Source organism: Isoptericola sp. 178 (assembly GCF_030586525.1).
GTDB lineage: Bacteria > Actinomycetota > Actinomycetes > Actinomycetales > Cellulomonadaceae > Isoptericola > Isoptericola sediminis.
Genome location: NZ_JAUQYN010000003.1, coordinates 16,829 through 37,336 on the forward strand (window position 1 = coordinate 16,829; position 20,508 = coordinate 37,336).

Below are 20,508 nucleotides of genomic sequence, written 5' to 3' on the forward strand. Positions count from 1 at the left end.
ACATTCGCAATTTCGCAACAAGGATGTTCTCTATATCGACGTCAGGTCCGGGCCGAACGATGCCCCGGACGACCCCGGGAGGTGAGCACGTTGACGACGACCCCGACACCGGTCGGCACCGTGCCGCACGCCGGAGCGGACACCGACGGCACGCGCCGCCGGGTCCTCGCACTGGTCGCCAGCGACGGACCGGTCACCGCCGGTGACCTGGCCCGCACCCTGCGCCTCACCTCCGCCGCCGTGCGCCGTCATCTCGCCTGCCTCGAGCAGGACGGCACCATCGCGGTGCACGACGCCGGGCCCGCGGGCGGTCAGGCCCGCCGGGGCCGTCCCGCACGGCGCTACGTGGTGAGCACCGCGGGACAGGCCGAGCTCGGGGGCGAGGACGTCGAGCTCGCGACGCAGGTGATGCGTTACCTGCGCCGCACGGCCGGGGACCAGGCGGTGGCGGAGTTCGCCGCCGAACGCAACGACGCCGTCGTGCGTCGCTACGCCCCGCGCCTGACCGGCACCGACCCGCACGAGCGGGCCGCCCAGCTCGCGGACCTGCTCGCCGCCGACGGCTACGCCGCCTCGGTGCGGCCGGTCGCCGGCCCCCGGGTTCCCACGGTCCAGCTGTGCCAGGGCCACTGCCCGGTCCAGCACGCGGCCGAGGACTTCCCCGAGCTGTGCGAGGCGGAGGCCGACGCCTTCGCCCGGCTGCTCGGGACCCACGTCCAACGTCTGGCCACGCTCGCGGGCGGCGCGCACGCCTGCGTGACCAACGTCCCGCTTGCTCCCACCACCCCCGCCGGCCGCTCCCGCGGTACGCAGGAAGGAACACGATGAGCGCCCCCACCCAGGACGCCGCCCAGGCGGCACCGGAGCAGCGCACCGACGAGGAGATCATCAACTCCATCGGTGCCTACGAGTACGGCTGGCACGACGACGACGCGGCCGGCCAGACGGCCGAGCGCGGCCTGAACGAGGCCGTCGTGCGCAACATCTCGGACCTGAAGGACGAGCCCGAGTGGATGCGCAAGCGTCGGCTCAAGGCGCTGCGCCTGTTCGAGAAGAAGCCGATGCCGAACTGGGGCGCCGACCTCACGGGCATCGACTTCGACCGCATCAAGTACTTCGTCCGCTCCACGGAGAAGCAGGCCACCAGCTGGGAGGACCTGCCCGAGGACATCAAGGCGACGTACGACAAGCTGGGGATCCCCGAGGCCGAGAAGCAGCGCCTCGTGGCCGGCGTCGCGGCGCAGTACGAGTCCGAGGTCGTCTACCACCAGATCCGTGAGGACCTGGAGGCCCAGGGCGTCATCTTCGTCGACACCGACACCGGCCTGCGCGAGCACCCGGAGCTCTTCGAGGAGTACTTCGGCACGGTCATCCCGGCCGGCGACAACAAGTTCTCCGCGCTCAACTCGGCCGTCTGGTCGGGCGGCTCGTTCATCTACGTGCCGCCGGGCGTGCACGTCGACATCCCGCTGCAGGCCTACTTCCGGATCAACACCGAGAACATGGGCCAGTTCGAGCGGACGCTGATCATCGCCGACGAGGGCTCCTACGTGCACTACGTCGAGGGCTGCACGGCGCCGATCTACTCCACCGACTCGCTGCACTCCGCGGTCGTGGAGATCGTCGTCAAGAAGAACGCCCGCGTGCGCTACACGACCATCCAGAACTGGTCGAACAACGTCTACAACCTGGTGACCAAGCGCGCCACGGCCGAGGCCGGCGCCACCATGGAGTGGGTCGACGGCAACATCGGCTCCAAGGTCACCATGAAGTACCCGGCGATCTACCTGCTGGGCGAGCGCGCCCGCGGCGAGACGCTGTCCATCGCCTTCGCCGGCGAGGGCCAGCACCAGGACGCCGGTGCCAAGATGGTGCACGCCGCCCCGCACACGTCGAGCTCGATCGTCTCGAAGTCCGTGGCCCGTGGCGGCGGCCGCACCTCCTACCGCGGTCTGGTGCAGGTGCTCGAGGGTGCCGAGGCGTCGGCGTCGAACGTCCTGTGCGACGCGCTGCTCGTCGACCAGATCTCCCGGTCCGACACCTACCCGTACGTCGACGTCCGCGAGGACGACGTGTCCATGGGGCACGAGGCGACGGTGTCCAAGGTGAGCGAGGACCAGCTGTTCTACCTCATGTCCCGAGGCATGGAGGAGACCGAGGCCATGGCCATGATCGTGCGCGGGTTCGTCGAGCCCATCGCGCGGGAGCTGCCCATGGAGTACGCCCTCGAGCTCAACCGCCTCATCGAGCTGCAGATGGAAGGGTCCGTCGGCTGAAATGACTCTCACTACCGATCACTCCCGCGCGACCGCCGACGGCGCCCACTCCCACGGTGTGGTGCCCGCCGGTTCGCGCGCCGAGCGCAAGACCTCCTTCGACCTCGCGGAAATCCCGGTGCCCACCGGCCGCGAGGAGGAGTGGCGCTTCTCGCCGGTGGCGCGGCTCCAGCCGCTGTTCTCCGACGAGCTGACCGGTGACGGCGTCGCCGTGACCGTCGAGGCGGCCCCCGAGGTCACCGTCGAGACGGTCGGACGCGACGACGAGCGCCTCGGCCGCACCGGCAAGCCCGGCGACCGTGCCGCCGTCACCGCGTGGAACGCCGTGCGCGAGGCCACCGTGGTGACCGTCCCGGCCGACACCGTGGCCTCCGGCCCGACCTCCGTGCGGATCGACGGCACCTCGAAGGACGCCACCGCGTCGCACCTGCTGGTGCACGCCGAGCGGCACTCCGAGGCCGTCGTGGTCATCGACCACCGCGGGGACGCGCTGCTGAACCAGACCGTCGAGGTCCTCGTCGAGGACGGCGCCCAGCTGACCGTCGTGTCCGTCCAGGACTGGGAAGACGGTGCCGTGCACGCCTCCTCGCACCGTGCGAGCATCGGCCGTGACGCCAAGCTCAAGCACGTCGTGGTGACCTTCGGCGGCGACGTCGTGCGCGTCACGCCGGACGCGACCTTCACCGCCGAGGGCGGCGAGGTCGAGATGGTCGGGCTGTACTTCGCCGACGCCGACCAGCACCAGGAGCACCGGCTCTTCGTCGACCACGCCGTGCCGCGGTGCCGCTCGCGCGTCACCTACAAGGGCGCGCTCCAGGGTGCCTCCGCGCACACCGTGTGGGTGGGCGACGTGCTCATCCGCGCCGAGGCCGAGGCGACGGACACCTACGAGCTGAACCGCAACCTCGTGCTGACCGACGGCGCGCGGGCGGACTCGGTGCCGAACCTCGAGATCGAGACCGGTGAGATCGACGGGGCGGGCCACGCCTCGGCGACCGGCCGGTTCGACGACGAGCAGCTCTTCTACCTCATGGCGCGCGGCATCCCCGAGATCGACGCCCGTCGTCTCGTCGTGCGCGGCTTCTTCGCCGAGCTGATCGACGAGATCGGCGTCGAGTCGGTCGAGGAGCGGCTGCTCGCCTCCATCGAGGCCGAGCTGGAGAAGTCGATGAGCGTCATCACCGGCGCTCCGGCGCAGTGAGCACGTCGTGACCGCACAGATCGCCTGCGCCACCGCCGACCTCGGCCCGGAGGAGAGCCTGCTCGTCGAGCTCACCGCCGCCGACGGCGCCTCCGTGCCGGTCGCGGTCGTCCGCGACGAGGACGGCGACTTCCACGCCATCAGCGACATCTGCTCGCACGGTGCGGTGTCGTTGTCCGACGGCGAGGTCGAGGGCTGCCGCGTGGAGTGCTGGTTGCACGGTTCGCAGTTCGACCTGCGCACCGGCAAGCCGCTCCAGCTGCCGGCGACCCGGCCCGTACCCGTCTACCCGGTGACGGTGGACGGCGACAAGGTGCTCGTCGACATCGACGCACCGCTCGCCGCCGCGTCCTGACCAGCCTTTTCGAGAACAAGACCTGGAGAACCATCTGATGTCCACCCTGGAGATCCGCGACCTGCACGTCAGCGTCGACACCAAGGAAGGCGCCAAGCCGATCCTGCGCGGTGTCGACCTGACCATCAAGTCCGGCGAGACGCACGCCATCATGGGCCCCAACGGCTCCGGCAAGTCCACCCTCGCCTCGGCGCTGGCCGGGCACCCCAAGTACGAGGTGACCTCCGGCACCGTGACGCTCGACGGCGAGGACGTCCTGGCCATGAGCGTCGACGAGCGCGCCCGCGCCGGCCTGTTCCTCGCGATGCAGTACCCGGTCGAGGTGCCGGGTGTGTCGGTCGCGAACTTCCTGCGGACGGCCAAGACCGCGATCGACGGCGACGCCCCGTCCCTGCGCCACTGGGCCAAGGAGGTCCGCGGCGCCATGGAGAACCTGCGCATCGACTCCTCCTTCGCGGAGCGCTCGGTGAACGAGGGCTTCTCCGGCGGTGAGAAGAAGCGGCACGAGATCCTGCAGATGGAGCTCTTCAAGCCGCACTTCGCGATCCTCGACGAGACCGACTCCGGTCTCGACGTCGACGCCCTGCGCGTCGTCTCCGAGGGCGTCAACCGCGCCAAGGAGTCCACCGACGTCGGCGTGCTGCTCATCACGCACTACACGCGCATCCTGCGCTACATCAAGCCGGACTTCGTGCACGTGTTCGTCGACGGCCGCATCGCGGAGGAGGGCGGCCCCGAGCTGGCCGAGCGCCTCGAGGAAGAGGGTTACGACCGCTTCCTGCCCGCGGGCACGACGGCCTCGGCCTGACGGAGGATCGCATGACCGCCACCGACGCCGTGCGTCCGGACGACGCGATGGGCTCGCGCGAGCTCGCCGCCGTGCGGGCCGACTTCCCGTTGCTCGGACGCACGGTGCGGGGCGGGCAGCCGCTGGTCTACCTGGACTCGGCGGCGACGTCGCAGAAGCCGAGCGTCGTGCTCGAGGCCGAGGTCGACTTCTACGAGCAGCGCAACGCGGCCGTGCACCGCGGCGCGCACCAGCTGGCCGAGGAGGCCACCGAGGCCTTCGAGGGCGCCCGGTCCGCCGTGGCGTCCTTCGTGGGCGCCGACGACGACGAGATCGTGTGGACCTCGGGCGCGACGGCGGCCATCAACCTCGTGACCTACGCGCTGTCCAACGCGACGGCCGGGCGCGGGGGAGAGGCAGCCGCGCGGTTCCGGCTCGGCGCGGGCGACGAGATCGTGGTCACCGAGGCCGAGCACCACGCCAACCTCGTGCCGTGGCAGGAGCTGTGCGCGCGCACCGGCGCGACCCTGCGCTGGTTCGGTGTGACCGACGACGGCCGGCTCGACCTGTCGGACGTCGACGCGGTCATCACCGACCGCACCAAGGTCGTGGCCTTCGGGCACGTCTCCAACGTGACCGGCGCCGTGGCCCCGGTGGCCGAGATCGTCGCGGCCGCCCGCCGGGTCGGTGCGCTGACCGTGCTGGACGCGTGCCAGTCCGTGCCGCACCTGCCGGTCGACCTGCACGCCCTGGGCGTCGACTTCGCGGCGTTCAGCGCCCACAAGATGCTCGGCCCCACGGGTGTCGGTGCGCTGTACGGGCGGCGGGAGCTGCTCGAGGCGATGCCGCCGGTGACGACGGGCGGGTCGATGGTCGAGGTCGTGACCATGACCGAGACGACGTACATGCCGCCGCCGCAGCGGTTCGAGGCGGGCACGCAGATGGTCGCCCAGGCCGTCGGCATGGGAGTGGCCGCGCAGTGGCTCGGCGACCTCGGCATGGACCGCGTGGCGGCGCACGAACGGCGCCTCGCCGCGGAGCTGCTGCGGGTCACCGAGATCCCCGGCGTCCGCGTGATCGGTCCGACCGACACCACGGACCGGGTCGCGGTGGTGTCGTTCGTCGTCGACGGCGTGCACTCCCACGACGTCAACCAGGTCCTGGACGACCAGGGCATCGCGATCCGGGTCGGGCACCACTGCGCCCAGCCGCTGCACCGCCGGTTCGGGCTGGCCGCCACGGCGCGTGCCTCGGCCTCGGTGTACACAGGAGTCGAGGACGCCGCCGCCCTGCGGGAAGCCCTGGCGGGGGTCCGGACGTTCTTCGGGGTGGAGTGAGGAGACCCGCATGAGCTCGCTGCAGGACCTGTACCAGCAGGTCATCCTGGACCACGCCAAGCACCCGCACGGCCACGGCCTGGTCGAGGTGGCCGACGGCCACCTGGGCGGGGAGTCCCACCAGGTCAACACGACCTGCGGGGACGAGATCACCCTGAGGGTGGACGTCCGGTCCGTCGACGGCGACCCGACGCTCGAGCGCGTGTCCTGGGAGGGTCAGGGCTGCTCGATCTCGCAGGCGTCCGCGTCGGTGATGACCGAGCTGGTGACCGGCCAGGACCTGGCGGAGGTCGAGCGGCTCGACGCCGCCTTCCGCGACCTCATGGGCTCGCGGGGCAAGGGCCTGGACGACGAGGACACGCTGGACGCCCTCGGCGACGGCACCGCCTTCACCGGGGTCTCCCAGTACCCCGCCCGCATCAAGTGCGCGCTGCTCGGCTGGGCAGCGTTGAAGGACTCGCTGGCGCGCAGCGGCGCGCTGGCCGACCGACCCGGAGGATCGGATGACTGACAACCCGACCGACACCGCTCCCGAGCAGACGCCGGCGGCGCCGGGCGCCACCACGGCGGCCGACGTCGAGGAGGCGATGCGCGACGTCATCGACCCCGAGCTCGGCATCAACGTCGTCGACCTCGGCCTCGTCTACGGCGTCGAGGTGGACCAGAACAACCACGCCACCATCGACATGACGCTCACCTCGGCGGCCTGCCCGCTGACGGACGTCATCGAGGACCAGTCCGCCCAGGCGCTCGAGGGCATCGTGACCGGGCACCGGATCAACTGGGTCTGGATGCCGCCGTGGGGTCCGGAGAAGATCACCGACGACGGCCGCGAGCAGCTGAGGATGCTCGGCTTCAACGTCTGAGACGTTCCCGACCACGCGGGCCGCGGACACCTTCTACCGGTGTCCGCGGCCCGCGTCGTCGTCGCGCGACCGCGGTCAGTAGGCGTCCGGGGTCTCCACCGACTCCCAGTGCCACGGCTCCGGCAGGCGCCCGGTCGGCCCGGCCCAGTCCGGGTGGGTCCAGCCGTACTCCTCGGCGTGCTCTGTCAGCCAGGCGAACCGTGACCCGCTGAACCCCTCCGGCCCGACGCTGAGATCGACGGCGGTCCCCAGGCCGTGGTTCGAGCAGCCGGGCGGTGCGGCCAAGGGGTTCGGGTTCGCGGGGGTGTAGACCGCGGTCTGGTCCTCCATGCTGCGGTAGGCGGAGTTCACGGTGAGGTGCTCGCCGAACGCCGCGAGATAGGCCTCGTCGAGCGCCACCAGCCCGTCCAGGAGGTCCGCCCGGATCGAGTGCTCCGGCGCCCACGGGATCGGGGCGAGCCGGTCGGCGGCGATCCGCCCGCCCTCGGGGAACCAGACCTGGTCGGGGAACGGGCACACGACGGCGTCCTGGGCCGACATGAGGTCGGCGGTCGCCTCCCCGACGGCGTCGTGACGGGCCAAGAGCGCGGGAGCGACCTGCTCGAGGTCGGAGAGCGGCAACGCCGCGAGGCGGTCCGGGTCGGCCAGGGTGACCGTGTCGTCGGCGGCGCCGAGGGCGTCGCGGACCGCAGCCCGGCTGGCCTCCCCGGCGTCCTGGCCCGCCGCGGCGAGCTCGTCGGCCGCGTCCAGCACGGTCTCGGCGCGGCGCCGGGCCGGCGCCAGCTCCTCGCGGGCGGCGGTCGCCTGGTCGGTCGCGAACTCGCGTCGGGACTCCCGCACCACGGCGACGGCCCGCTCGAGGTCGGTGACCGCTGCCGGGGCGTCTCCCGGCAACCGCTGCAGGACCGGGGTGGCCTCGAGCACGGACTCGCCCTGGCCGAGCGCCTTGCCGAGCCGCTCCCGGACGGCGTCGTCGGTCACCTTGTCCGCGGACGTGTCCAGCTCGCGCTGCGCCGTGGCGACCTGAGCGCTCAGCGCGTCGGCCTCGTCGTCCACGACCCCGACGAGGAGGACGCCGCCGGCGGTGAGGAGAGCGAGGACGGTGAGCGGCGCGACGACGGACGCGACACGGCGGCCGCGCCGCGTCGAGCCGCTGCCCGACGGCTGGGCGGAGCGATGGGTGACGGCGGCCAGGACGGCCGCACCGAGGCAGGCCCCGATCGCGTTCCAGGCGAGGTCCACGACGCCGAAGGGCGTGCCGAGCACGAGCCGGGCGAGCAGGAACCGGTCGAGCAGCGCGTCGGCGACGGGGGTGAGGTGCAGGGTCTCGACCGCCGCGCACACCGCGAACGCGACCGAGGCTGCGACGGCCAGGGGAGTGCGGGGGAACGCCAGCGCGAGGAGACCGACCACGGTCACGGCGGCGAGGGCGTCGGCGAGCGGGTCCCCGACCGGCGGGGGGAGCAGCGCCCGTCCGGCCGGCCCGACGGTGATCGCGGCGGCGGCGAGCAGTGCGGACGCGGCACGGGGGACCCGCGGTGCCGGAGCGTCCACCGTCGTCCGGGGAAGGGCGTCGGTCCAGGTCACGGGCGCGACTCTACCGCCCTGAGGACGTGGCGGGAGACAGCCTCCTAGGCGTCGGTCGCCGCACCGGCTCCCTGCTGGCGCAGGTAGCGCCGGTCGTCGTTGGCGAAGGCGTAGTAGTAGCCGATGAGCAGCCCGCCGCCGAGGAAGTTCCCGGCGAGCACGATCGCCAGGTTGCCGAGGGCGAGCCCGACGTCGATGCCGTGGTTCAGCCCGACCATGAGGAACAGCGCCGTGTTCGCGACCGAGTGCTCGAAGCCGACGAACGCGAAGATGAACACGCTGACGACCATCACGAGCGCCTTGGTGATGTCGTTCGTCACGAAGCCGTTGTAGACGAGCAGCATCCCGACGTTGATCATGAAGTTGCACAGGATCGCCCGGACGAACAGGTCCGACCAGCCGGCGAGACCCTCGCCGAGATAGGCCAGCTTGTGGTCCACCGAGTGCTGCATCTGCTCGCCCACGGCACCGTCGCCGAGCGACGAGGAGACCACGGCCAGCGCCACGGCCAGGCCGCCGAGGATGTTGCCCGCGTAGCAGAGCAGCAGGACGCGCAGGCCCCGCCACGCGGTGATCTTCCGGTAGTACCGCCCGACCGAGACGATCATCATGTTCGACGTCAGCAGCTCGGACTTGCTGAAGTAGATGAACACGAGCGCGAAGCCGAACACGAGCGCGCCGACCATGCTCCCGAGTCCCGTCAGGTCGCCGTCCCCGATCCCCGCGAACGTCGCGATCACCGAGTAGTAGGTGATGTACATGATCCCGATGAGCACGCCGGCCATGGCGGCTCGCATGAGATAGATGTGGGCCAGGCCGCCGCTCATCGTGCTCTTCGTCTGGAGGGCGTCCAGGACGGTCGAGATGAACTGCTTGCCAGGGAACAGCTTGCCCTGATCGGTCATGGTCACACGGTACTCAGGTCGGGTGCCGCAGGTCCGCAGCGCGACGGGTCCGGAGGGGTGACCTGCGTCGCTGTCGGCGCGGACGGCGGGCCGTAGACTGGCGCACGACCCCGCACTCTTTCGAAGGACACCCCTGCCTTGATCACGGCCCACGGCGTCGAGCTGCGCTTCGGCGCGCGCACCCTGCTGCACGAGGCCACGTTCCGCGTGGCCCCGGGCGACCGCGTCGGCCTGGTCGGTCGCAACGGTGCCGGCAAGACCACGCTCACCAAGACCCTGGCGGGCGAGACGCTGCCGGCGGGTGGGACGATCACGCGCGGGAACGAGATCGGCTATCTGCCGCAGGACCCGCGTACCGGTGATCTCGACGTCGTGGCGATGGACCGGGTGCTCAGCGCTCGCGGCCTCGACGTCATCGTGACGAGGATGCGCCAGACCGAGAAGGAGATGGCCAGCGAGGACCCGCAGGTCCAGGCCGCGGCGCTGGAGCGGTACCCGAAGCTGGAGACGCGTTTCCTCGCGGCGGGCGGGTACTCGGCCGAGTCCGAGGCGCACCGCATCACGAGCAACCTGGCGCTCGACGACCGGATCCTCGCCCAGCCGCTGCACACGCTCTCCGGCGGCCAGCGTCGCCGGGTCGAGCTGGCGAGGATCCTGTTCTCCGGCGTGGACACGTTGCTGCTCGACGAGCCCACCAACCACCTCGACGCCGACTCCATCGTGTGGCTGCGCGAGTACCTGCGGTCCTACTCCGGGGGGTTCATCGTGATCTCCCACGACGTCGAGCTGCTGCGCGCGTGCGTGAACAAGGTCTTCCACCTCGACGCGAACCGCGGCGAGCTCGACCAGTACAACCTCGGCTGGGACAAGTACCTGGAGCAGCGCGAGCAGGACGAGCGCCGTCGTCGGCGCGAACGCGCCAACGCCGAGAAGAAGGCCGAGACCCTCATCGCCCAGGCGAACAAGATGCGCGCCAAGGCCACCAAGGCGACCGCCGCGCAGAACATGCTCAAGCGGGCCGAGCGTATGCTCGCCGGCACCGAGGGCGAGCGGCAGACGGACAAGGTGGCCGCGCTGCGGTTCCCGAAGCCGTCGCCCTGCGGCAAGACGCCGCTGATGGCACGGGAGCTGTCCAAGAGCTACGGCTCGCTGGAGGTCTTCACGGGTGTCGACCTGGCGATCGACCGGGGGTCACGGGTCGTCATCCTCGGACTGAACGGTGCGGGCAAGACGACGATGCTGCGGCTGCTCGCCGGTGTGGAGACGCCGGACACGGGCGAGATCCTGCCGGGCCACGGGCTGAAGATGGGCTACTACGCCCAGGAGCACGACATGCTCGACATGGACGCCACCGTCGTGGAGAACCTGCGGCACGCCGCCCCCGACCTGACCGACACCCAGGTGCGCACCACGCTGGGGTCGTTCCTGTTCAGCGGCGACGACGCCGACAAGCCCGCGCACGTGCTCTCCGGCGGGGAGAAGACCCGCCTGGCGCTGGCCACGCTGGTCGTCTCGAGCGCGAACGTGCTGCTGCTCGACGAGCCGACGAACAACCTGGACCCGGCCTCGCGCCGGGAGATCCTCGGGGCGCTGAACACCTACGAAGGTGCCGTCATCATGGTCACCCACGACGACGGTGCGGTCGACGCGCTGAACCCGGAGCGGGTGCTGCTGCTGCCCGACGGCGACGAGGACCTGTGGTCGGACGACTACGCCGAGCTCGTCTCGCTCGCCTGAGCCCCGGGCCCCGCGCGTCCGGCCCGGCCGGTCAGGGTCGGGGGTCGTGCGCGGCGTCCACCAGGGCGTCCTCGTAGTCCTCGTCGACGCGGCGCCGGCGCTCGCGGCGGGGGCGTGAGGTCCCGCCCGGGTCGTCGGCGGCCAGCAGCTCGCCCGCGGTGACGGTCGCGGCACGCGTCTCGCGGCGCCACAGCAGCACGTAGCCACCCACGGCGCCGAGCGCGAAGATCGCCCACTGGAACGTGTAGCTCAGGTGCGAGCCGGGGTCGGTGTCCGGGCGGGGGAGCGCGACCGGGGTCTCGGCGGCCGCCGGGTCCTCGTCCCGCAGCTGCCCGTAGGCGCCGACCGTCGTGCCGTCCGCCCAGGCCCCGCCCTCGGGGCCCTGGTCCAGCACCTGGTCGGTGTTGATCCGCACCACGGTGCCCGACGGCGCGCCCCGGTCGGAGGCCGGCTCGTCGGCGCGCAGCGTCACGGTCACGGTGACCTCGCCGGACGGCGGCTCCGGGACGAGGGCAGGCTCGGTGGCGTCCGCCCCGAGCGGGACGAAACCGCGGTCGACCACCAGTACCGTCTCCTGCCCGTCCAGCTCCGTGCGCAGCGGGACCAGCAGGTGGAACCCGGGCGTGCCGCCGACCGGCCGGTTGCGCAGCAGCACGGTGCTCTCCGGGACGTACTCGCCCGTGACCTCGCCCGGCCGCCACACGTCCTCAGGAGCGAGGGTGTCCCCGGGGCCGGTCACGAACGCCGACAGCGGCTCCGGCGCGGCGGTGTAGTTGGTCTCGACGAGGTCGATCTGCGCCTGGCGGTCGGTGTACCGGTGCCACTGCCAGAAGGCGGCCAGGACGCACAGGGACGCCAGCAGCACGGCGGCCAGACCGAGCGTGACCCACTGACGGCGGGTCCGCTTCACGCACGCTCCAGCTCGTCGACCCCGACGGTCTGCTTCCAGAAGCTGCGGGCGCCGAGGAACTGCTCGAGGTGGTCCCGGTGGTCGTCGCAGGCGAGCCACACCTTGCGCCGTTCGGGCGTGTGCAGCCGAGGGTTGTTCCACAGCAGACCCCAGCGCGCGTCCGCGTGGCAGCCCTTGGCGGAGCAGACCAGGGCGTCGTCGGCGACGGGGTCGGCCCCCAGGCCGAGCACGTCCATCAGTCGTCCTTCCGGTCGGGGTCGTCGGTCTGCTCGACGATGCGGATCTCCTCCTGCGGGGCCGAGGCGCTCGCGGGCAGCTCGGGCGGCATCGCCGGCGGGACGGCCTCGACGTCCCGGGCCGACCGGTCGCGACCCGCGTTCGCGAAGAGCACGGCCGTGTACGGCAGGATCACGGCACCGGCGACGAACACCCACAGCAACCAGCCGTCGACGAACAGCGCCGCGGTGATGATGAGCACGACGCGCAGACCCATCTGGATGAGGTACGTGCGCATGCGCCGGTGCTGGTCGTCCGTCAGGTTCGTCGGGACGGCCGTGATCGAGTGCACCTCGGACGGGCTGGACGTACTCACCCGGTCAGTCTACGGCGGCTCGGCGATGGTCCGGATTTTGGAGGGTTCCCACAACGCCGGGGCGTGACATGTGGCGCGCCGTCAGCGCGGCCGGGGGGCACCGACCGGGTACGGTCGCTGCGGCGTACGTCGTGCGTCCGGGCCCGGCCCGTCGTCGAGAGGAGCATCCCGTGGCAGAGCAGGCAGCAACCGGTGGTCGCACCGTGGTCGTGACCGGGGCCGCGCGCGGCATCGGGCGGGCGATCGCGGAGCGCTTCGTCGCCGCCGGCGACACCGTCGCGACGATCTACCGCGGGGGAGACCTGCCCGAGGGGGTGCACGGGTTCGTCGCCGACGTCACCGACAGCGCCGCCGTCGACGCCGCGTTCACCGAGATCGAGCAGCAGCTCGGCGCGCCGACCGTCCTCGTGGCCAACGCCGGCGTGACGCGCGACCAGCTCCTGATGCGCATGAGCGACGAGGAGTTCGAGCAGGTCGTCGACGTCAACCTCACCGGGACCTTCCGGTGCGTGCGGCGCGCCTCCAAGGGCATGATCCGTGCGCGTGCCGGACGGATCGTCCTCATCGGCTCCGTCGTCGGCCTCTACGGCGGCGCCGGGCAGGTCAACTACTCCTCGACCAAGGCCGCCCTGGTGGGCATGGCCCGGTCGATCACCCGCGAGCTCGGCGGACGCGGGATCACCGCCAACGTCGTCGCCCCGGGGTTCGTGGAGACCGACATGACCGCGGCCCTGCCGGAGGACACCCAGAAGAAGTACAAGTCCTCCATCCCGGCCGGACGGTTCGCCGACCCCGCCGAGATCGCCGGGGTGGTCGAGTTCCTCGCCTCCGACGCCGCCGCCTACGTCTCCGGCGCCGTCGTGCCCGTCGACGGCGGCCTCGGCATGGGGCACTGACTGTCCCTCGGGCATCCCCACCCAGTACGCTCCGGAAAGAACTTCACCGAAAGGTCACCATGGCTCTGCTCGACGGCAAGAAGCTGCTCGTCACGGGCGTCCTCACGGACAGCTCCATCGCCTTCCACGCCGCACGCCTCGCCCAGCAGGAGGGCGCCGAGGTCGTCCTGACGTCCTTCGGGCGTCAGATGAAGCTCACCCAGGCCTTCGCCAAGCGCCTGCCGGTCACCGCGCCCGTCGTCGAGCTCGACGTCACCAGCGGCGAGGACCTGGCGGCGCTCGCGGAGCGCGTCGGGGAGCACACCGACCGGATCGACGGGGTCGTGCACTCCATCGGGTTCGCGCCCCAGAGCGTCATGGGCGGCAACTTCCTGTCGGCCGAGTGGGACGACGTCGCCACCGCCGTCCAGATCTCGACCTTCTCCTACAAGTCGCTCATCACCGCGGCCCGGCCGCTGATGACCGACGGGGGGTCGTACGTCGGCCTGACCTTCGACGCCCAGTTCGCCTGGCCCGTCTACGACTGGATGGGTGTGGCCAAGGCCGGTCTGGAGTCCGCCAACCGGTACGTCGCCCGCGACCTGGGCCCGGAGGGCATCCGGGCCAACCTCGTCTCGGCCGGCCCGATCCGCACCACCGCCGCGAAGTCCATCCCGGGCTTCGAGACCATGGAGGACGCCTGGCCGAAGCGCGCCCCGCTGGGGTGGGACCAGACGACCGCCGAGCCGGCCGCACGAGCGGTCGTGGCACTGCTGTCCGACTGGTTCCCCGCCACGACCGGTGAGATCGTGCACGTCGACGGCGGCCTGCACGCGATGGGACAGTGATCTCGGCCCGATGAACGTGTCGTCGACGCACACGCCGGACGTCCCGCGCGAGGGGCGCCGTCTCGTGCTGCTGCGGCACGCCAAGGCCGAACCGGGCAGCGACCCCGTCCCGGACGCCGACCGACCGCTCGCCCTCCGGGGGCGCAAGCAGGCCGGTCGGGTCGGGTCGGCCCTCACCGCGGCCCACCTCGTCCCCGACCTGGCGCTCGTCTCCTCGGCGCTGCGCACCCGCCAGACCTGGGATCTGGCCGCCGCGCACCTGCCGTCGCGCGAGTCGATCACGGTGGACGTGCGCGACGAGCTGTACGCCGCCAGCGTCAAGGACGTGCTCGAGCTCGTCCGCGGTGCCGCCGACGACGTGACGACGGTTCTCGTCGTCGGGCACGAGCCGACCATGGCCGCCACGGCGGCCTACCTGGCGGCCCCGGGTTCGGACGACGCCGCGCTCGCCCAGGTGCGGGTCGGGGTGCCGACGGCGACCTACTCCGTCCTGCACGCCGAGGACCTGCCCTGGTCGCGGTGGGGGAAGAACAGCGCGACCCTGGTGCGGGTGGGTCGGCCCTCCTGAGACGAGCCGACCCGTCGTCTCAGGACGGGTGCGTGTCCGCGGCGGTCCGCCGTCCGTCGACCGTGTCGACGATCCGCAGCACCGCGTCCAGGCGCGGTCCGTCGAGGCTGTAGGGCGCCCGCGCCCGCACGGCGGGCTTCGCCGCGAAGGCGATCCCGATCCCGGCCGCGTCGATCATGTCCAGGTCGTTCGCGCCGTCCCCGACCGCCACGGTGTCCGCCATCGACAGCCCGAGCTCGGCGGCCCACTGCCGCAGCGTGGCCTCCTTGAGCGCGCGGTCCACGACCGGCCCGGTCGTGCGACCGGTCAGCACGCCGTCGACCGCCTCGAGACGGTTGGCCCGCCAGCGTGTGATCCCCAGCGACGTCGCCAGCGGCTCGAGGACCTCGGCGAAACCGCCCGAGACGAGGCCGAACTCCCACCGGCGACGTCGCACCTCGGCCACGAGCTCCTCCGCGCCCGGCGTGAGCACCACGGCCTCGCGGACGGCGTCCAGGGCGCTCACCGGCACCCCGGCGAGCGTGGCGACCCGCTCGCGCAGGGAGTCGGCGAAGTCGAGCTCGCCGCGCATCGCCCGCTCGGTCACCGCGGCGACCTGCTCGCGGGTGCCGGCGTGCTCGGCGATGAGCTCGATGACCTCCTGGGTCAGGAACGTCGAGTCGACGTCGGTCACGACCAGCCGCCCCGGGCGGGGCCGTGCGGTGGAGTGCTCGGGCAGGCGCGTCGGGGCGCTGTCAGGCAACGTGAGTACCCTTCGGGACGACGGTGATCCCCGAGTCGGTGACGGTGAACCCGCGGGCCCGGTCCTCCTCGTGGTCGACGCCGATCCGGGCCCGCTCGTCCACCACCACGTTCTTGTCGAGGATGGCGCGGTGGACCTGGGCGTGCCGGTGCACCTGGACGCCGTCCATCACGACCGAGTCGGTGAGCGTCGCCCAGGAGTGCAGGTGCACGCCCGGGGACAGGATGGACCCCGCGACGGTCGCGCCGGAGACGAGGACACCAGGTGAGACGATCGAGTCGGCGGCGTGCCCCAGCCGGCCGGGCCCGGCGTGGACGAACTTCGCCGGCGGCAGTCCCGTGTACCCCGTGTACAGCGGCCAGTCCTCGTTGTAGAGGTTGAACACCGGCTGGACGGCGATGAGGTCCTTGTTCGCCTCGAAATACGCGTCGATCGTGCCGACGTCGCGCCAGTAGTACCGGTCACGGTCGGTGGCCCCGGGCACGTCGTTGCGGATCATGTCGTAGACGCCGGCCGTGCCCTCGTCGACGAAGGCCGGGATGATGTCGCCGCCCATGTCGTGCCGTGAGTCCGGGTTCGCCGCGTCCTTGGTGACGGCCTCGACCAGCGCGTCGGCGTCGAAGACGTAGTTGCCCATCGAGGCCAGCACCTCGGTGGGGGAGTCCGGCAGGCCCACCGGGTTGACGGGCTTCTCGAGGAACTCCCGGATGCGCGTCGGGTCCTGCGGGTCGACGTCGATGACGCCGAACTGGTCGGCCAGGGCGATGGGCTGGCGGATCGCCGAGACGGTCGCCCGGGCGCCGGACTCGACGTGCGCCTCGACCATCTGGGAGAAGTCCATGCGGTAGACGTGGTCGGCCCCCACCACGACGACGATGTCGGGACGCTCGTCCTCGATGATGTTGAGCGACTGGTGGATCGCGTCGGCCGAACCGAGGTACCAGTGCTTGCCGACGCGCTGCTGGGCCGGGACCGAGGAGACGAAGTTGCCCAGCAGGGGCGACATGCGCCAGGTCTTGGAGATGTGCCGGTCCAGCGAGTGCGACTTGTACTGCGTCAGCACCACCACGTGCAGGTACTGCGAGTTGATGATGTTCGACAGGGCGAAGTCGACCAGCCGGTAGATCCCGCCGAACGGCACCGCGGGTTTCGCGCGCTGTGCCGTCAACGGCATGAGTCGTTTGCCCTCGCCGCCTGCGAGAACGATGGCCAGGACCCGGGGATGTGACGACGCCATGGGTCGACCCTAGAACCTCGGCGGCGTGCATGCCGCACGACGCGGCGGGCGACGCTATGTTGAACGGGTGAGCACCCGACCCACCATCGACCTGTTGACCCGCGAGTACCCCCCGCACGTCTACGGTGGCGCCGGCGTGCACGTGGCCGAGCTCTCGGCCGTGCTGCGCGACCACGCCGAGGTGCGCGTGCGCTGCTTCGACGGCCCGCGACCGGACGCCGACGACGTGACCGGCTACGACGTGCCCGGCACGCTGACCGCGGCCAACGCCTCCCTGCGCACGCTCGGCGTCGACCTCGCGATGGCCGAGGACGTCGCCGGGGCCGACGTCGTGCACTCCCACACGTGGTACGCCAACATGGCCGGCCATCTCGGCGGGCTGCTGCACGACGTCCCGCACGTGGTGACCGCCCACTCGCTGGAGCCGTTGCGGCCCTGGAAGGCCGAGCAGCTCGGCGGCGGGTACGCCGTGTCCAGCTGGGCCGAGCGGACCGCGTACCTCGGCGCGGCCGGCGTCATCGCGGTCTCCGCCGGGATGCGGGCCGACATCCTGCGCTGCTACCCCGAGCTCGACCCCGACCGGGTGCACGTGGTGCACAACGGCATCGACCTGGACGGCTGGGGCCGCCCGCACCGGGACGCCGTGGCCCGGGTCGCCGCAGCCCGCGGGATCGACCTCGACCGGCCCGCCGTCGTCTTCGTCGGGCGGATCACCCGGCAGAAGGGGCTGCCGCACTTCCTGCGCGCCGCCGCCCAGCTGCCCCCCGAGGTGCAGGTGATCCTGTGCGCGGGCGCCCCGGACACCGAGGAGATCATGGCCGAGGTGCGCGGGCTGGTCGACGAGCTGCGCGACGCCCGCGGCGGCGGACCCGAGGCGGGGGTCGTCTGGATCGAGGAGATGCTGCCGCGCGACGAGCTGTGCGCCGTCCTGGCGGCGTCGACCGTCTTCGTCTGCCCCTCGGTGTACGAACCCCTCGGCATCGTCAACCTGGAGGCCATGGCCGTCGGGCTCCCCGTGGTCGGGACGGCCACCGGCGGCATCCCCGAGGTCGTCGACGACGGTGTGACGGGCACCCTGGTCCCGATCGAGCAGTCCGACGACGGCACCGGGACGCCGCTCGACCCGGAGCGGTTCGAACGGGACCTGGCGGCAGCGCTGACCGACCTGGCCGGCGACCCCGCCCGGGCCGCCGAGATGGGGGCTGCCGGCCGGCGTCGTGCCCAGGAGCACTTCGCCTGGTCCGCGATCGCCGAGCGCACCATGGACGTGTACCGGCGCGTGCTGGCGACGTGAGCCCGGCGCGTCGTCGCCGCCAGGGGCTCTGGGAGGATGTCCGCGTGCGCGCCCTGAGCCCGGAGGAGAAGGTCCGCCCGGCGGCCTTCCTGCGGGCGGGTACGGGGGACGCGGCGACGTTGCTCGTGCTGCGTGCGATGCGCCGTGCGGTCTGGCCGCTGATGGTGCTCGGTCTCGCGGTGGCCCTGTCGAGCGGGGACCTGACGGCCGAGGAGCTGGACCAGCTGACGAACCCGGTCGAGCTGACCGACCCCTCCCGGCTGTGGGCGCTCGTCCTGTCCCCCCTGGTCGTGCTCGCCGCCGGGCTGGCGCTGCGTCTCGTCGTCAACCTCACCGCTCTGGTCGTCTCGGCGCCGCTGGCACGGGGCGCCTGGGTCGCCGGGACGGAGGCGACCTCCCGCTGGCGGCGGCTGATGGACCTGACCCACCTGTCCGCGGGGTATCGGTCGGTGCGCTGGTCGTACGCGGTCCAGCGCGAGGCCGTGGCCCGCTGCGGGCTCCTGGGACGCCAGCTCGCGCTGGCCGAGACGTTCGGGCGCATCGCGCTGCCCGTGTCGGTCGCCGTCCTGCTCTGGGTGCTGTTCCAGGGCGTGCCGGACGCGGTGGGCACCCTGCAGGGTTGAGCAGGGCGCGTGGCGTCATCCCACCGCCGCGTAGGTCGCCGCCCCCAGGGCCCGCCGGGCGGTGCGGTCGACCTCCCGCAGCGCGGTGGAACGCTGGTCGGCCTGCCAGAGGTTCACGGCGCCGCCGTCGTCGGCCGTCGCGAGCTCGACGATCTGCAGCAGGCGCCAGGCGAGCTGCAGCACCCGCGCCCGGCGTCCCTCCAGCTCGGGGACGGGCCAGCCGGCCGTCGTCGAGTGCCGCAGCCGCTCGATCGCATCGGCGGCGTCGTCACGCCAGCGCGCGACGTCCAGGGAGTCCAGGGCTTCGGTGGCCACGACGAGGCTGCTGCGCAGCTCCCGCTCGGCGTCCGCGAGGGAGCCGACCGTCCCGGCCACCAGTGTCGACCACGGCGGCACCGCGATGACCTCCCACGCCACCAGGTGCCCGGGCTCGAGCGCGCTGCCGAACGCGGTCACGCGTGGCACCAGGGCCCACGAGCCCGCCGGGGTGGCGACGAGCACGCACTCGCCGGACTCCACGGCGTCGTGGGCGGCAGGGGCCGGCACTCCCGACGGGTCGCCGGGCGCGGGCAGCAGGGCGCAGACCTCCCGGGGGCCGGCCGTGAAGGCGGCGACCAGCTCGGTCAGCGTGCCCGGGTCCGTGCCGGCGCCCGGCAGCCCGACCACCGTGTGGGGCTCGTCGTCGTCGGTGACCGACCGCACGGCGACACCGTGCGAGGCGCCGACGGCCTGGAGCCACAGCGCCAGGACCACGCTGCGCGGCAGGAGGTTCGTCGCTTCCACCCCAGCACGATAGACGCCCGCGACGCCGGTACGCTCGCAGCGGCACCTGCTGGTCGGCGGTCCGCGGGCGGGGCGGGCTCCGGTAGGGTCGGACACCATGAGCGCGGTACTCGACCTGCAGGGCGTCACCGTCCGACGCGGCACCTCGACCATCGTCGACTCGATCGACTGGACCGTGTCCGAGGGGGAGCGCTGGATCGTCCTCGGGCCCAACGGGGCCGGCAAGACGACCCTGCTGCAGATCCTCGCCGCGCGGTCGCACCCGACGTCGGGGACGGCCACCCTGCTCGGCGAGCGGCTGGGCGCGACGGACATCTTCGAGCTGCGCCCGCGGATCGGGTTCTCCTCGGCGGCGCTCGCGGACAAGATCCCGGCCGACGAGACGGTGCGCGACGTCGTGCTGACGGCGGCGTACGGCGTCACCGGCCGCTGGCACGAGGAGTACGAGGAGCTCGACGAGCAGCAGGCCCGGGCCCTGCTGGCCGCCTTCGACGTGGACGACCTGGTCGACCGCCGTTACGGCACCCTGTCCGAGGGTGAGCGCAAGCGGGTGCAGATCGCGCGGTCGCTGATGACCGACCCCGAGGTGCTGCTGCTCGACGAGCCGGCCGCCGGGCTCGACCTGGCCGGCCGCGAGGAGCTCGTCGGCGCGCTCGCCGAGCTCGCGAGCGACCCCGCCTCGCCGGTGCTGGTGCTGGTCACCCACCACGTCGAGGAGATCCCACCCGGGTTCACCCACCTGCTGCTCATGGGCGACGGGACCGTGGAGGCCGCGGGACCGATCGAGGAGGTCCTCACGGCCGAGAACCTCTCCAAGGCCTTCGGGATGGAGCTGCTGGTCGCGCACGGCGGGGGCCGGTGGCTCGCGCGTGCCGCGCGCCCGGCCGGTCGCTGAGACCCCCGGCGCGACACTCTCGCCGGCCTCTGTCCGGGAACGCTCCCGTTTGGTAAATTCGGAGCAAAGCAGACGGAGAGGTCGGAGGCG

23 protein-coding genes are annotated in these 20,508 nt (G+C 72.3%); 15 read left to right on the forward strand and 8 right to left on the reverse strand.

Features of this window, described 5'->3' with window-relative positions:
• Positions 1-81 precede the first annotated feature (81 nt).
• Genes Q6349_RS09165 through Q6349_RS09200 form a run of 8 tightly spaced genes read left to right on the forward strand, consistent with a single transcriptional unit; the run spans position 82 to position 6,822 of the window.
• Positions 82-828, forward strand: coding sequence for a metalloregulator ArsR/SmtB family transcription factor (locus Q6349_RS09165; protein WP_304603833.1), 747 nt, complete (start codon positions 82-84; stop codon positions 826-828).
• Positions 825-2,276: a Fe-S cluster assembly protein SufB gene (gene sufB, locus Q6349_RS09170; protein ID WP_171245865.1), complete on the forward strand. Its 1,452-nt coding sequence runs from the start codon at positions 825-827 to the stop codon at positions 2,274-2,276. Before Q6349_RS09165 ends, sufB begins: the two co-directional genes overlap by 4 nt.
• Before the next feature lies 1 nt (position 2,277).
• Positions 2,278-3,477 (forward strand): Fe-S cluster assembly protein SufD, encoded by a 1,200-nt coding sequence (sufD, locus tag Q6349_RS09175; protein WP_304603834.1) that lies wholly within the window; start codon positions 2,278-2,280, stop codon positions 3,475-3,477.
• 7 nt (positions 3,478-3,484) lie between these two features.
• Positions 3,485-3,832 carry a non-heme iron oxygenase ferredoxin subunit gene (locus Q6349_RS09180; protein ID WP_171245863.1) on the forward strand — a complete coding sequence of 116 codons (348 nt, stop codon included), beginning with the start codon at positions 3,485-3,487 and terminating at the stop codon, positions 3,830-3,832.
• A 37-nt stretch (positions 3,833-3,869) separates the two neighbouring features.
• Positions 3,870-4,640 (forward strand): Fe-S cluster assembly ATPase SufC, encoded by a 771-nt coding sequence (gene sufC, locus Q6349_RS09185; protein ID WP_171245862.1) that lies wholly within the window; start codon positions 3,870-3,872, stop codon positions 4,638-4,640.
• A gap of 11 nt (positions 4,641-4,651) precedes the next feature.
• Complete coding sequence (locus tag Q6349_RS09190; protein WP_304603835.1) at positions 4,652-5,956, forward strand: cysteine desulfurase; 1,305 nt, start codon at positions 4,652-4,654, stop codon at positions 5,954-5,956.
• A gap of 10 nt (positions 5,957-5,966) precedes the next feature.
• Positions 5,967-6,467, forward strand: coding sequence for a Fe-S cluster assembly sulfur transfer protein SufU (gene sufU / locus Q6349_RS09195; RefSeq protein WP_304603836.1), 501 nt, complete (start codon positions 5,967-5,969; stop codon positions 6,465-6,467).
• On the forward strand, positions 6,460-6,822 hold the full coding sequence (locus Q6349_RS09200; RefSeq protein WP_304603837.1) for a metal-sulfur cluster assembly factor: 363 nt from the start codon (positions 6,460-6,462) through the stop codon (positions 6,820-6,822). Before sufU ends, Q6349_RS09200 begins: the two co-directional genes overlap by 8 nt.
• A 75-nt stretch (positions 6,823-6,897) precedes the next feature.
• On the opposite strand, the gene Q6349_RS09205 is transcribed toward Q6349_RS09200, so the two are convergent.
• Together Q6349_RS09205 and Q6349_RS09210 are read right to left on the reverse strand one after the other, a co-directional pair.
• A complete protein-coding gene (locus Q6349_RS09205) occupies positions 6,898-8,409 on the reverse strand; it encodes a DUF2809 domain-containing protein (protein ID WP_304603838.1) in 1,512 nt (503 codons plus the stop codon).
• Between the two features lie 44 nt (positions 8,410-8,453).
• Complete coding sequence (locus Q6349_RS09210; RefSeq protein ID WP_304603839.1) at positions 8,454-9,314, reverse strand: formate/nitrite transporter family protein; 861 nt, start codon at positions 9,312-9,314, stop codon at positions 8,454-8,456.
• 138 nt (positions 9,315-9,452) lie between these two features.
• Here Q6349_RS09210 and Q6349_RS09215 point away from each other — a divergent pair, with 138 nt between their 5' ends.
• Positions 9,453-11,051: an ABC-F family ATP-binding cassette domain-containing protein gene (locus tag Q6349_RS09215; protein ID WP_304603840.1), complete on the forward strand. Its 1,599-nt coding sequence runs from the start codon at positions 9,453-9,455 to the stop codon at positions 11,049-11,051.
• Positions 11,052-11,082: 31 nt separating this feature from the next.
• Here Q6349_RS09215 and Q6349_RS09220 read toward each other — a convergent pair whose 3' ends face one another.
• From Q6349_RS09220 to Q6349_RS09230, 3 genes are read right to left on the reverse strand one after another with little or no spacing between them, the layout of a single operon-like run.
• The gene (locus tag Q6349_RS09220) at positions 11,083-11,961 is read right to left on the reverse strand and encodes an SURF1 family protein (protein WP_304603841.1); all 879 of its coding nucleotides are present in this window, start codon (positions 11,959-11,961) and stop codon (positions 11,083-11,085) included.
• Entirely contained in the window at positions 11,958-12,197 is a 240-nt protein-coding gene (locus Q6349_RS09225) for a hypothetical protein (RefSeq protein WP_171245854.1), read from the reverse strand. Before Q6349_RS09225 ends, Q6349_RS09220 begins: the two co-directional genes overlap by 4 nt.
• Entirely contained in the window at positions 12,197-12,553 is a 357-nt protein-coding gene (locus Q6349_RS09230) for a DUF3099 domain-containing protein (protein WP_304603842.1), read from the reverse strand. Before Q6349_RS09230 ends, Q6349_RS09225 begins: the two co-directional genes overlap by 1 nt.
• A gap of 170 nt (positions 12,554-12,723) precedes the next feature.
• Between Q6349_RS09230 and fabG the strand changes: the two genes are divergently transcribed.
• From fabG to Q6349_RS09245, 3 genes are read left to right on the forward strand one after another with little or no spacing between them, the layout of a single operon-like run.
• Positions 12,724-13,449 (forward strand): 3-oxoacyl-ACP reductase FabG, encoded by a 726-nt coding sequence (fabG, locus tag Q6349_RS09235; RefSeq protein ID WP_304603843.1) that lies wholly within the window; start codon positions 12,724-12,726, stop codon positions 13,447-13,449.
• A gap of 59 nt (positions 13,450-13,508) precedes the next feature.
• The gene (fabI, locus tag Q6349_RS09240; protein WP_171245851.1) at positions 13,509-14,276 is read left to right on the forward strand and encodes an enoyl-ACP reductase FabI; all 768 of its coding nucleotides are present in this window, start codon (positions 13,509-13,511) and stop codon (positions 14,274-14,276) included.
• 10 nt (positions 14,277-14,286) lie between these two features.
• A complete protein-coding gene (locus Q6349_RS09245) occupies positions 14,287-14,844 on the forward strand; it encodes a histidine phosphatase family protein (protein WP_304603844.1) in 558 nt (185 codons plus the stop codon).
• Between the two features lie 19 nt (positions 14,845-14,863).
• Here Q6349_RS09245 and serB read toward each other — a convergent pair whose 3' ends face one another.
• Positions 14,864-15,586: a phosphoserine phosphatase SerB gene (serB, locus tag Q6349_RS09250; protein ID WP_304603845.1), complete on the reverse strand. Its 723-nt coding sequence runs from the start codon at positions 15,584-15,586 to the stop codon at positions 14,864-14,866.
• The gene (gene glgC / locus Q6349_RS09255) at positions 15,579-16,823 is read right to left on the reverse strand and encodes a glucose-1-phosphate adenylyltransferase (protein ID WP_304603846.1); all 1,245 of its coding nucleotides are present in this window, start codon (positions 16,821-16,823) and stop codon (positions 15,579-15,581) included. Before glgC ends, serB begins: the two co-directional genes overlap by 8 nt.
• A gap of 67 nt (positions 16,824-16,890) precedes the next feature.
• Between glgC and glgA the strand changes: the two genes are divergently transcribed.
• Positions 16,891-18,117 carry a glycogen synthase gene (gene glgA / locus Q6349_RS09260; protein WP_304603847.1) on the forward strand — a complete coding sequence of 409 codons (1,227 nt, stop codon included), beginning with the start codon at positions 16,891-16,893 and terminating at the stop codon, positions 18,115-18,117.
• Positions 18,118-18,161: 44 nt separating this feature from the next.
• Positions 18,162-18,740 carry a hypothetical protein gene (locus Q6349_RS09265; protein WP_304603848.1) on the forward strand — a complete coding sequence of 193 codons (579 nt, stop codon included), beginning with the start codon at positions 18,162-18,164 and terminating at the stop codon, positions 18,738-18,740.
• Positions 18,741-18,755: 15 nt separating this feature from the next.
• On the opposite strand, the gene Q6349_RS09270 is transcribed toward Q6349_RS09265, so the two are convergent.
• The gene (locus tag Q6349_RS09270) at positions 18,756-19,523 is read right to left on the reverse strand and encodes a hypothetical protein (RefSeq protein ID WP_304603849.1); all 768 of its coding nucleotides are present in this window, start codon (positions 19,521-19,523) and stop codon (positions 18,756-18,758) included.
• A 97-nt stretch (positions 19,524-19,620) separates the two neighbouring features.
• Between Q6349_RS09270 and Q6349_RS09275 the strand changes: the two genes are divergently transcribed.
• Complete coding sequence (locus Q6349_RS09275; RefSeq protein WP_171245846.1) at positions 19,621-20,418, forward strand: ABC transporter ATP-binding protein; 798 nt, start codon at positions 19,621-19,623, stop codon at positions 20,416-20,418.
• The last annotated feature ends 90 nt before the right edge of the window (positions 20,419-20,508 follow it).

What these genes read in the sequence shown, in the direction of transcription:
- sufD (WP_304603834.1), top strand. Translation starts at nt 2,278, where the DNA reads ATGACTCTCACTACCGATCACTCCCGCGCGACCGCCGACGGCGCCCAC.
- Q6349_RS09275 (WP_171245846.1), top strand. Translation starts at nt 19,621, where the DNA reads ATGAGCGCGGTACTCGACCTGCAGGGCGTCACCGTCCGACGCGGCACC.
- fabI (WP_171245851.1), top strand. Translation starts at nt 13,509, where the DNA reads ATGGCTCTGCTCGACGGCAAGAAGCTGCTCGTCACGGGCGTCCTCACG.
- Q6349_RS09225 (WP_171245854.1), bottom strand. Translation starts at nt 12,197, where the DNA reads ATGGACGTGCTCGGCCTGGGGGCCGACCCCGTCGCCGACGACGCCCTG.
- sufB (WP_171245865.1), top strand. Translation starts at nt 825, where the DNA reads ATGAGCGCCCCCACCCAGGACGCCGCCCAGGCGGCACCGGAGCAGCGC.
- Q6349_RS09190 (WP_304603835.1), top strand. Translation starts at nt 4,652, where the DNA reads ATGACCGCCACCGACGCCGTGCGTCCGGACGACGCGATGGGCTCGCGC.
- Q6349_RS09245 (WP_304603844.1), top strand. Translation starts at nt 14,287, where the DNA reads ATGAACGTGTCGTCGACGCACACGCCGGACGTCCCGCGCGAGGGGCGC.
- sufU (WP_304603836.1), top strand. Translation starts at nt 5,967, where the DNA reads ATGAGCTCGCTGCAGGACCTGTACCAGCAGGTCATCCTGGACCACGCC.
- Q6349_RS09210 (WP_304603839.1), bottom strand. Translation starts at nt 9,314, where the DNA reads ATGACCGATCAGGGCAAGCTGTTCCCTGGCAAGCAGTTCATCTCGACC.
- Q6349_RS09200 (WP_304603837.1), top strand. Translation starts at nt 6,460, where the DNA reads ATGACTGACAACCCGACCGACACCGCTCCCGAGCAGACGCCGGCGGCG.
- glgC (WP_304603846.1), bottom strand. Translation starts at nt 16,823, where the DNA reads ATGGCGTCGTCACATCCCCGGGTCCTGGCCATCGTTCTCGCAGGCGGC.
- sufC (WP_171245862.1), top strand. Translation starts at nt 3,870, where the DNA reads ATGTCCACCCTGGAGATCCGCGACCTGCACGTCAGCGTCGACACCAAG.